This window comes from Streptomyces sp. NPDC002104, from assembly GCF_053593795.1.
On the sequence record NZ_JBSFDF010000004.1, the window covers coordinates 242,958 to 253,265 of the forward strand.

Sequence of the window (10,308 nt, forward strand, 5' to 3'; positions counted from 1 at the left end):
CGGGTCTCGGCATGCGGGCCGGCACTGATTCCCCTCGGCGGAACCGGGTAAAATATCGGGAAACCGACAAAAGCCGCGCTCACGCTCTGTTGCACCCCACTCACGAGGGGGTCGGAGATGGATTCCTGGCTGATCTGGTCGATCACCGCGCTGCTCCTGGGCGTGGCGGAGATCTTCACGCTCACCGCCGCGCTCGGCCTGCTCGGCGGGGCCGCGCTGATCACCGCGGCGACCGCCGCGCTCGGGCTACCCCTCCCGTGGCAGTTCCTGGTGTTCGCCGTGGCGGCCACGGCCGGGGTGCTGTTCGTGCGTCCCGTCGCCCTGCGCCGCCTGACCCCGCCGCAGCACGAGCGCTTCGGCGTCGACGCCCTGGTCGGCGGAGCCGCGTACGTCACCGCCGAGGTGACGGGTCAGGGCGGCAGGGTCCGCATCGGCGGCGAGGAATGGACGGCCCGCGCCTACGACGAGACGCTGGTCATCCCGCCCGGAACGACCGTCGACGTCATGGAGATCAAAGGCACCACAGCGCTCGTCTACCCCCGGGAGTGAGCCATGGAAGTATCGGCGTTCCTCATAGTCGGCCTGCTCCTCGCGGTCTTCGCGGTCTTCACCGTGATACGAGCGGTGCGCATCGTCCCGCAGGCCCGCGCCCGCAACGTCGAACGACTCGGCCGCTACCACCGCACGCTGACCCCCGGACTGAACGTCGTCATCCCCTACGTCGACCGCGTCTATCCGGTGATCGACCTGCGCGAGCAGGTCGTCTCCTTCCGGCCCCAGCCGGTGATCACGGAGGACAACCTCGTCGTCGAGATCGACACCGTCCTGTACTTCCAGGTCACCGACCCGCGCGCGGCCGCCTACGAGATAGCCAGCTTCCTGCAGGCAGTGGAACAACTGACCGTCACCACCCTGCGCAACGTCGTCGGATCCATGGACCTGGAGAAGACCCTCACCTCGCGGGACACCATCAACAACCAGCTCCGCGGTGTGCTCGACGAGGCCACCGGCAAGTGGGGGCTCAGGGTCAACCGGGTGGAGATCAAGGCCATCGACCCTCCGCAGTCCATCAAGGACGCGATGGAGAAGCAGATGCGGGCCGAGCGGGACAAGCGCGCCGCCATCCTCGGAGCCGAGGGCCAGCGCCAGTCGCAGATCCTCACCGCGGAGGGCGACAAGCAGTCCGCCGTCCTGCGCGCGGAGGGAAACCGGACGGCCGAGATCCTCAAGGCGGAAGGCCAGGCCCGGGCCATCGACGAGGTGTTCCAGGCCGTCCACCGCAACGACCCCGACCCCAAACTCCTCGCCTACCAGTACCTCCAGGTACTCCCCCAGCTCGCCCAGGGACCGGGCAATACGTTCTGGGTGATACCCGGCGAAGTCACCTCCGCCCTCCAGAGCGTCACCCGGGCCTTCAGCGAGGTCCTCCCCCAGTCCGCGGCCACGCGCGAGGCCCCCTCGGACGATCTGGCCGTTCAGGCCGCGAACGACGCGGCGAAGGCAGCCGAAGCCGCCGCCGAGGCACTGGCCGACGCCGCGGAAGCCGACGGCACCCGCACCGGTCGCCCGACGCCGCCTTTGGGCCCGGACCCGGATCCCGGCGCCTGACCCGCACCACCCGGTGCGCGTGCCGGCGGCCACCCGGACACCGAGGGACACACCCGCGACCGCAGCCGCAGGGGACGAGACCTTCGGGGAGCGTCATTCCGTGGCCTTGCGGGCCTGAGCCCGGGCCCGGGCGGCCCGGGCGGCCCGACGCTCCGGCCGCAGGCGCAGCCAGGTCCGTACGAGCAGGACGAGCGCCGAGGCGAGGAACAGACCGGCGGTGATGAGGAGCCAGCGGGCGAGGAAGCCGTCCGCGGACAGGCCCGTGGAGGCGGTGTAGTGGCCGCCCCGCTGCAGGATCAGCGGCCACCAGACGAGGAACAGGACACCCGCGACGAAGGCCGGGACGCGGAGGTGGTTCACGCTCGGCCGCCGCCTGCCACCGTCCTCGGCGGGCGGGGAGCCGAGGAGGGCCTGGGCGGCGCGGTCGGTGACCGAGTAGGCGGGGAGCAGGACCAGGTCGTGCAGGAGAGCCGCTCCGACGAACCAGATCACCACCCCCAGGGTGTCGCCCTTCAGCAGGCGGATGCCGGCGTAGAGGGCGAGGGCGAAGCAGGCCAGGGTGAGCAGGAGGTGGAGCGGGGAAGCACCGTAGCGCCGGCGGAAGGCCGCGACCGTGCTTGCGGTGGGCTGGTTCATGCCGGTTCTCCGAAGGTGAGACGGGTGACCCACTTGGTGTTGTGGACGCCCGGGGCCCCCGGAACGATCACCCGGGCGGGATAGCCGTGGTCCGGTGAGAGCTCCGCCCCGTTCACCCGCAGCGCGAGGAGCGAGCGGTCGTCCCGCGCCTGGTTGGGGGCGAGCACCACCGAGGAGAACGACCCGCCGCGCTGGGCCGACTCCACCAGCACCCGAGGGGTGTCGGTGCCGAGCCCCACGAGTGCGGCGAGGTCGGTGAGGCGTACGCCGGACCACTGCTGGTCCGGCGTGGACCATCCCTCCACGCACGCGATCGGCAGCGCCGACTCCCGCTGCGGCATAGCCAGCAGCATCTCCCGGGTCAGCACCTCCTGGCGGCCGGCGCCGCGTACGGTCAGCCGCCAGGCGGGCCCGATGTCGCTGGGCCGGATCCCGCTGGAGGCGGCCGTCTTGTTGATCTGGAAGCCGTTCGGGCCCGTGCCCGGGTCGCGGCCGTGGGGGGCCAGTACGGCGGTCCTGCGCCACCAGCCTCCGATGCTCTGGCCGGCCGTCACGGCGAGGAGGGCGAGGGAGCCGGCGCCCACCATCGCGAGCGCACCCCGCCGGGAGATCGTCGGCGGCGCCGGTCGCGGCGAGACCAGTCCGGCCGCCTCTTCCGAGTCCGGCGCGGGCTGCCACCCCCGTCCGGCCCGGACCGCTCGTACGGCCCGGGGCAGCCGGAACGCCACGTGGACCACGAACGCGGCCATGAACACCCAGGCACCGTAGAAGTGCAGGGTGTAGAAGGAGCCGGGGAAGACGTAGTCCAGCTGGATGTTCAGGATCCCGGTGACGAAGGTGAACCCGGCACCGCCCACCAGGAGGAGCAAGGAGAGCCGTTCGAGGGCGTGGGCGGCGGAGCGGACCGGCGGCCACTCGAAGAGCTTCGGGATCACCGACCACAGCTTGGCCAGGAGCACGGGCACGAGGACCACGCCGAGGACGGTGTGCACCCCCTGGGTGAGCCGGTACAGCCAGTACGGCGACGTGGGCCAGGTGAACAGGTAGAACCCGAGCCACCCCTTGTCGGGGGTCTGGTCGTTGCGCGCGGCGAGGTCCGGGTTGTAGGCCGCGTACGACAGCAGGCCCGTCACGAACAGCACCACCACGCCGCCCAGCAGGACCAGCCCGAAGACCGCCGTCAGCCACGGCCCCCGCAGCGGACTGCGCCAGAATCCGGGCCTGGCCGGCCCCGGCGGCGGACCGGCCGCCCGCACCCGCTCGGCCGCTGCCCGTACGCGATCGGCGACGGACACCCGCGAGGGCGGCGGCGCCGGACTCGCCGTGGCCGGGGGCTGCCGAACCGGGCCGTCCGGCCTGCCGCCCGGGCCGTCCGGCCTGCCGCTCGGGCCGTCGGGGCGGCCGCTCGGGCCGTCGCTCGCGTCCACGCAGGACACCTCCGTGCAGTGCAGGCGGAACAGGCGTGCCTGTTTTCAGGAGAACATCGCGCATCGCGCGCCCTCATCCGGCTCGTGACACGCACCAGAATCCTTACGGCTGCCCCTCGCACCCCTCATTGTCGAATGCCCCACTTCGTCACATGATCTTAGGTACTTCCCCGATCGGGTGAATTGAGCCATCCAGATCGCCCGCCGCCGCGAACCTGCCGTGGATGCGCCGGCGATCAACGTCTGCGCGGATATGGGACGAGAGATGGGGCGTGATGGGCGCGAGCCGTATCGATTCCAGGTTGCTGGGACAGCTGACCGAGAAGTCGCAGGATCTGAACAGCACCGCGATGCGCATGACCGGTTCCGCGCTGGGCGAGGTCGGGGCCCGGGTGTCGCGGGAGGACGTCATGGCGTTGCAGACGGCGGCCTCGCTGGAGAACCTCGCGGTCGGCGTCTACCAGCAGGCGGCCGGCCTGCCGTTCATCAAGCACGGCAACAAGACGGTGGCGGCCTTCATCGCCACCACCATCAGCCAGCACAGTGCGCACGCGCGGGCGTTCAACGCGGCGGCGACCCAGGCCGGCGGGAAGGCGCAGACGGCGCCGAACGCGAGGTACGCGGCGATCGTGAAGAAGGCCCTGCCCGGGATCAAGGGGCCGGCCGATGTCGTGGCGCTGGCGATCACCCTGGAGGACGTCGCCGCGCAGACCTACACCAAGTACACCGGGGACGTTCGCGATGCGCGGCTGCGCTCGCTGTTCGCGTCGATCGCACCGGTCGAGGCGCAGCACCGGGCGGTCCTGCTGGCCGTACGGGCCCTGCTGGGTGCCGGAAAGCCGGAGCTGATCGCCCTGCCCACGAAGGTCGCGGCGCTGCCCGCCGCGGCCGGGCCGGTCGGTTTCCCCGAGGGCTTCTACCCCGTCAAGAACGCTTCCCCGATCGCCGAAGGAGCCGTCAAGTGAGCACCGCGAAGAAGGGCTGGGAGCTCGGCATCGGCGAACGCGAACTGAGCCTCCTGACCAAGGACATGGAGGAAGCACACCTCGACACGCTGCCCGCCATGCAGGCCGGCGCGACCGAGCTCGTCGAGGAGATCAGGGCCGCCGGCGCGGACCGGCGGCGGTTCCTCGCCGGTGCGGGCATCGCGGCCGCGGCCGCGGCGTTCGCGCTGGCGGGCGGAATGGGTGCGAAGGCGTACGCCACCGCCCCGGGGTCCTCTGCGGCTGCCGCTCCCAGTCCCTACCAGGGGGACTTGAAGGTCGTGGCCCTGGCGGCGGCGCTGGAGAACCAGGCCGTGGGTGCCTACGGTGCGGCCCTGAAGGCCGCGGCAGCGGGCAGGCTCGGCAAGGTGCCGCCGGCCGTGGGCACCTTCGCGAAGACCGCCATGGAGCAGCACGCCGCGCACGCCAAGGCGTGGAACGCGGTCCTGACCGGCGCCGGCAAGCCCGCGATCACGGGGGTGCCGCTGTCGAACCAGCCCGCCACCCTCAAGGCACTGGGCCAGGCCAAGGACGTCGGCGCGGTCGCCCGCCTGGCGCTGGCCCTGGAGGACCAGGCGGCGCAGACCTATCTGTTCGCCGCCGGTCACGTCACCAGCCCCGCCGGGATCCGCACCGCCGCGAGCATCGCCCCCGTCGAGGCCATGCACGCCGCGATCCTCCACTTCGTCCTCGGCGAGTACCCCGTGCCCGACGCCTTCCTCGAGACGGACCGGGCCGCCAAGCCCACGCTCCTGACCGTCTGACCGGGCCGTCCCCGGGGCCGCGCCCGCTCTCGGCCGCCCTCGGCCACCTTCGGTCGCTCCGGCCGGTCGCCCTCCGACGGCCGCTACCGCCCGGTCGCGGCGCCCGCTCGCGGACAGGCCGCGTACGCCTCGACGTACGCGGCCTGTCCGGCTCCTCCCCTCCTCTCCCGACACCCCCACCCGAAGGGCCGATTCGCCATGCCCAAACACAGCTCCGTCCAGGTCACGCTCCCCGTCGCACTCCGTTCCGTCGCGGTCCGGGCCGCCTGCGCCGCACTCGCCCTCGCCGGGACGTTCCTGGCACCCGCCAGCGCCCAGTCGGCACCTGTCCAGGCCGCGCCGACCGCCCGGATCGTGATCAAGGACTTCGGGTTCAGCCCGGCCTCCCTCGCCGTCGCGCCCGGGACCGTCGTCACCGTGGTCAACAGGGACACCGCCCCGCACACCGTCACCGGCACCGGCCGCGCCACCTTCGACACCGGAAGGATCAAGGCAGGTCGCAGCGCCACCTTCACCGCTCCCCGCACCCGTGGCACGTACTCCTACATCTGCGACATCCACCAGTTCATGTCCGGCACCCTCACCGTCCGCTGACCGCAGGAAATGGCCATGTCTCCCCTCTCCCGTTCCCACGACGAGCGCCTGCTGGGGCTCTTCCGGATCGTCACCGGGTTCCTCTTCGCCTGCCACGGCGCCGCCAAGCTCTTCGGGTTCGCCGACGGCGCCCGGGTGCCGGCGGGGCTGTGGCCCTACTGGTGGGCCGGCCTCGTCGAACTCGGCGGCGGAGCCCTCGTCGCCGCCGGCCTGCTCACCGGCCCGACCGCACTGCTGTGCTCGGGCACGATGGCGTACGCCTACTTCACCGAGCACCAGCCCCACGGCCTGCTCCCCCTGCAGAACGACGGCGAGAGCGCCGCCCTGTACTGCTGGGCCTTCCTCACCCTCGCCGTCCTCACACCCGGCGCGCTCTCCCTCCCCGGGGCAATGCGCCACGTCACCGCCGCGCGGACGGCGAAGCTGCCCCTGCCCGGGCCGACCGGCGCGTAGCCCGGCCGGCGGACCACGGCGCCGTCGGGGTGGTCCTCTCGTACGCGGGCCGTCCGTACCGCGGCATGGGGTGGTGGGGCGCACCCGTGGTGCGTCCCACCACCCCATGCCGCACCCTGCCGGCCTGCGGGTCTCGAGGCGCTGCGTCATCCGCCGGTCAGGCGGCGAGGGTGAGCAGGATCAGCGGGCTCGTCGTGGGCCGGGCGGATCCGCCGGCGGGTTCGAGGGTCAGGCCCACGGCGAGGGCCTGACCGGGATCGCCCTGCATGAGGACGGCGCCGTCACCGGGGAGGAAGCCGGCGGGTCGCATGGTCCCGTGGTCGTCGAACCACAATTGGTAGGTCCGCCCCGCCGGCGCGGCCGGGAGCCCCGCGGTAAGGAAGGCGGCCTGGTTCAGGCGGGCGGAGGTGACCACGGATGCGGCCGCGCCGGTGCTGGTGCGCCCGTGGACGGTACGGGCGTCGGGGGACGTGATGACGGCGGCCAGCGCTTGCACCTGCCGGCCGGCGGACTGGGCCTGCGCCCGGGCTCGTTCCGTCTCCTGGTGCTGCTGGAGGGCGAGGCCTCCGAAGCCTGCCACCGCGGTGATGCTGGCCGCCATGGCGAAGGCCGCGGCCCTGCGTCCGAGGAAGGCGGTCCTCCGGGGCGGCGCGACGGACCGGGTGAGCGGAGGCAGCTGCCGGACGCCCTCGATGCGGCGCAGGACCTCCTGCCTCGTGGAGGCGGGTACGGGCAGGGGCGCGGGCGAGGCCAGGCGTGCCGCCGCGGCCTGGAACTCCCGCACCTCCTGCCGGCAGCTTTCGCAGTGTCCGAGGTGTGCGGTGAAGGTACGGAGTTCCTCGCCGGTGAGCGCGTCGAGCGCGTACGCGCCGGTGAGGGTGTGCAGGTCCGTTTCGTGTCTCATGTGGTCACCCCCATGCAGTCGCGCAGCCGGATCAGTCCGTCGCGCATCCGGGTCTTGATGGTTCCGAGCGGGGAACGCAGCTCTTCCGCGACCTCGCGGTAGGTCAGTCCCCCGTAGTAGGCCAAGGTCACCGCCTTGCGCTGGATCTCGGTCAGGCCCTCCAGGCAGCGGCGTACTCGTTCGCCCTCCAGCCGGGCCTCGACCTGCTCCGCGACTTCGTCGTAGGGCCGCACCTGATCCCGTACGCCGGTGGCGTGTTCCCGGTCGGCGGAGGCCTGGGCGGAGCGGACGCGGTCCACGGCCCGGCGGTGGGCGATGGTCGCGACCCAGGTCATGACGGCGCCCTGCTCGGGGTGGTAGCGGGTGGCTTGACGCCACACGTCGATCATCACTTCCTGCACCACCTCCTCGGACTGCGCCCGGTCCCGGACGACTTTGACGACGACCCCGAACACGGCGGGGGCGGCGGCCTCGTAGAGGACGGAGAAGGCGTCCTTGTCGCCCTGCCCGACCTTCTCCATCACCTCCTGCAGCCGGGCTCCGTCCGTGCCGTGAGGGCGGGCGTGGCGGGGCTGTGTCATCGGCGTGCCGTCCCCTGCCGTGCTGCGCCTTGGCGCGGAGCGGTTGTCCGGTGGATTCGCCGGTGGTGGTGCGTGGATGTCATCAACAGCTCTTTCGGCGCGAGAAAGACCGGCTCCCGGGAGCCGGTCCTGGTGCTCAGCTGTCTTACCGCTTCTTCGGAGCGGCCATATGTGCGGATTGCCCTGAGCGGCAACACCGCACCCCTGTCTTCATCAGATGTCTCCGGATTCCAGGTCGATGATACGAACCGACCAATCCGCCGGACGGTGTGCGGCGAATGGGGGGTGTGAGCAACTTCCGCAAGTCCCTGACCCGCGGCACGCTGGGCGCCGTGTCCGGCCTGCTGGCCGGCTACACAGCGCTGGCGGTGGCCGAGCTCTCGGCATCGCTGGTGCGGCCGCAGGCCGGACCGGTGACCGCCGTCGGGGGCGCTGCAATCGACCGGACACCGGCCGCGGTCAAGGACTTCGCCATCCGCACGTTCGGGGAGAACGACAAGCTCGTTCTCCAGCTCGGCATCCTGGCCACGCTCAGCCTCCTCGGCATCGTTCTGGGGATCGTCTCCCTGCGCTACCGGCGTTCCGGTGCGGCGGGGGTTCTGCTGTTCGGAGTGATCGGTGCGGCCGCGGCCCTCACCCGGCCGGACACGGAAGGGGTGCTGGACGCCCTGCCCTCGGTCGCCGGAGCACTGGCCGGCGCTGCGGTCCTGTACGTCCTGGCCGGAAAGCTCACCCGCGGGGTGGCACCGACCGGTACGCAGGAGGAGGGGCAGGCCGGCTGGTCCCGGCGGGGCTTCCTCGTCGCGGCCTCCGCCACCGCCGTGGCCGCCACCGCGGCGGGCGCGGCTGGCCGGGCCCTGATCGGCCGGAGCGGCCAGGGCGCCTCGGCGTCGAGGGCCGCGGTCAAGCTGCCCGCACCCGCCTCCGCCGCACCCGCACTGCCGGCCGGGGTACAGCTGAAGGCCGAGGGGATCAGCCCCTTCACCACCCCCAACAAGGACTTCTACCGGGTGGACACCGCCCTGGTCGTCCCCAAGGTCGATGCCGACACCTGGCGGCTGCGCATCCGCGGCACCGGTGTCACCCGTCCCCGCACGTACACCTTCCAGGAACTGCTGGAGCGTCCGCTCATCGAGCGCGACATCACCTTGACCTGCGTCTCCAACGAGGTCGGCGGCCCGTACATCGGTCACGCGCGCTGGCTCGGCGTACGACTGGACGACCTGCTGCGCGAGTGCGGCGTCAAGCCGCCCTCCCGGGGCGGCAAGGCCGACCAACTCATCGCCCGGTCCGTGGACGGCATGACCCTGGGCTCGCCGGTCGAGGACGTGATGGACGGCCGCGACGCGATCCTGGCCGTCGGCATGAACGGCGAACCGCTCCCCTTCGACCACGGCTTCCCCGTACGGATGCTGGTCCCCGGCCTGTACGGCTACGTGTCCGCCTGCAAGTGGATCAAGGAGCTCGAGCTCACCACCTTCGACTCCTACGACCCGTACTGGGTCAAGCGCAAGTGGGCCCGCAAGGCACCGATCAAGACGCAGGCCCGCATCGACACCCCCAAGCCCTTCGGGCGGCCGACGGGCGACGTGGTGACCGTCGCCGGAGTCGCCTGGGCCCAGCACCGCGGCATCCAGCGCGTCGAGGTACGGGTCGACGACGGGCCCTGGCGGGACGCCGACCTCGCACCGCAGGCGAGCAAGGACACCTGGCGCCAGTGGTCCTACCCCTGGAAGCCGACTCCGGGCGGCCACAACCTCACGGTTCGCGCCACCGACGGCAACGGCCAGGTCCAGACCGAGGAACGCACCCGGACCATCCCCGACGGTGCCAGCGGCTGGCACAGCGTCTTCGTCACCGCGGGCTGACCTCGCTCCCGGCGCCGCCGCCGTGTGCGGCGGGCGCCGCCCCGGACCATTCCTTCCTTCCTCAGCCCTTTCTCAGCCCTTCCCAGCCCTTCCCAGCCCTTCCTCAGCGTTCGAACACCCCTAGGAGATACCTCATGTCCAGCACGCTCCGTTTCCGTCGTACCGCTCTCGCCGTCGCCGCTGCGGCCGTCCTTCCCTTCGCCCTCTCCGCCTGCTCCGACTCCGGCAATGACTCCGCGTCCGGATCCTCCGCGGACAAGAGCAGCGAAGCGCCCGCGGCCTCGCAGCCCGCGACACCGGACGCTTCGATGGCGATGGACAAGCCGTTCGGCCCGGCCTGTGCCGGCGTTCCGACCGACGGCGCCGGCTCCTTCGACGGCATGGCCAAGGACCCCGTCGCCACCGCCGCCTCCAACAACCCGGCCCTCTCCACCCTGGTCACCGCCGTCAAGCAGGCCGGACTCGTCGACACCCTCAACAACGCCAAGGG

11 protein-coding genes and 1 pseudogene are annotated in these 10,308 nt (G+C 72.1%); 8 read left to right on the plus strand and 4 right to left on the minus strand.

Annotation, left to right across the window (positions count from 1 at the left end; genetic code table 11):
- The first annotated feature begins 117 nt into the window (after positions 1-117).
- Positions 118-549: an NfeD family protein gene (locus ACWCP2_RS05990; RefSeq protein ID WP_450907352.1), complete on the plus strand. Its 432-nt coding sequence runs from the start codon at positions 118-120 to the stop codon at positions 547-549.
- 3 nt (positions 550-552) lie between these two features.
- Positions 553-1,608, plus strand: a complete 1,056-nt coding sequence (locus tag ACWCP2_RS05995) for an SPFH domain-containing protein (protein ID WP_450907353.1) — start codon at positions 553-555, stop codon at positions 1,606-1,608.
- A gap of 93 nt (positions 1,609-1,701) precedes the next feature.
- On the opposite strand, the gene ACWCP2_RS06000 is transcribed toward ACWCP2_RS05995, so the two are convergent.
- Entirely contained in the window at positions 1,702-2,244 is a 543-nt protein-coding gene (locus ACWCP2_RS06000) for a hypothetical protein (protein ID WP_450907354.1), read from the minus strand.
- Positions 2,241-3,500 (minus strand): molybdopterin-dependent oxidoreductase, encoded by a 1,260-nt coding sequence (locus ACWCP2_RS06005; RefSeq protein ID WP_450907376.1) that lies wholly within the window; start codon positions 3,498-3,500, stop codon positions 2,241-2,243. Before ACWCP2_RS06005 ends, ACWCP2_RS06000 begins: the two co-directional genes overlap by 4 nt.
- Positions 3,501-3,973: 473 nt before the next feature.
- On the opposite strand from ACWCP2_RS06005, the gene ACWCP2_RS06010 reads away from it, so the two are divergent.
- The 4 genes from ACWCP2_RS06010 to ACWCP2_RS06025 all read left to right on the plus strand — a co-directional run bounded on the left by ACWCP2_RS06010 (position 3,974) and on the right by ACWCP2_RS06025 (position 6,465).
- A complete protein-coding gene (locus ACWCP2_RS06010; protein WP_450907355.1) occupies positions 3,974-4,636 on the plus strand; it encodes a ferritin-like domain-containing protein in 663 nt (220 codons plus the stop codon).
- A complete protein-coding gene (locus ACWCP2_RS06015) occupies positions 4,633-5,418 on the plus strand; it encodes a ferritin-like domain-containing protein (protein ID WP_450907356.1) in 786 nt (261 codons plus the stop codon). The genes ACWCP2_RS06010 and ACWCP2_RS06015 overlap by 4 nt, the downstream gene beginning before the upstream one ends.
- Before the next feature lie 198 nt (positions 5,419-5,616).
- The gene (locus tag ACWCP2_RS06020; RefSeq protein WP_450907357.1) at positions 5,617-6,012 is read left to right on the plus strand and encodes a cupredoxin domain-containing protein; all 396 of its coding nucleotides are present in this window, start codon (positions 5,617-5,619) and stop codon (positions 6,010-6,012) included.
- Positions 6,013-6,027: 15 nt separating this feature from the next.
- Entirely contained in the window at positions 6,028-6,465 is a 438-nt protein-coding gene (locus ACWCP2_RS06025) for a DoxX family protein (RefSeq protein WP_450907358.1), read from the plus strand.
- A gap of 157 nt (positions 6,466-6,622) precedes the next feature.
- On the opposite strand, the gene ACWCP2_RS06030 is transcribed toward ACWCP2_RS06025, so the two are convergent.
- On the minus strand, positions 6,623-7,369 hold the full coding sequence (locus tag ACWCP2_RS06030) for an anti-sigma factor (protein ID WP_450907359.1): 747 nt from the start codon (positions 7,367-7,369) through the stop codon (positions 6,623-6,625).
- The gene (sigK, locus tag ACWCP2_RS06035; protein WP_450907360.1) at positions 7,366-7,950 is read right to left on the minus strand and encodes an ECF RNA polymerase sigma factor SigK; all 585 of its coding nucleotides are present in this window, start codon (positions 7,948-7,950) and stop codon (positions 7,366-7,368) included. The genes ACWCP2_RS06030 and sigK overlap by 4 nt, the downstream gene beginning before the upstream one ends.
- 278 nt (positions 7,951-8,228) lie before the next feature.
- Between sigK and ACWCP2_RS06040 the strand changes: the two genes are divergently transcribed.
- Both ACWCP2_RS06040 and ACWCP2_RS06045 read left to right on the plus strand, forming a co-directional pair.
- Positions 8,229-9,818 carry a molybdopterin-dependent oxidoreductase gene (locus ACWCP2_RS06040; protein WP_450907361.1) on the plus strand — a complete coding sequence of 530 codons (1,590 nt, stop codon included), beginning with the start codon at positions 8,229-8,231 and terminating at the stop codon, positions 9,816-9,818.
- 134 nt (positions 9,819-9,952) lie between these two features.
- Positions 9,953-10,308 (plus strand): annotated as a pseudogene (locus ACWCP2_RS06045) (fasciclin domain-containing protein); the annotation flags it as partial.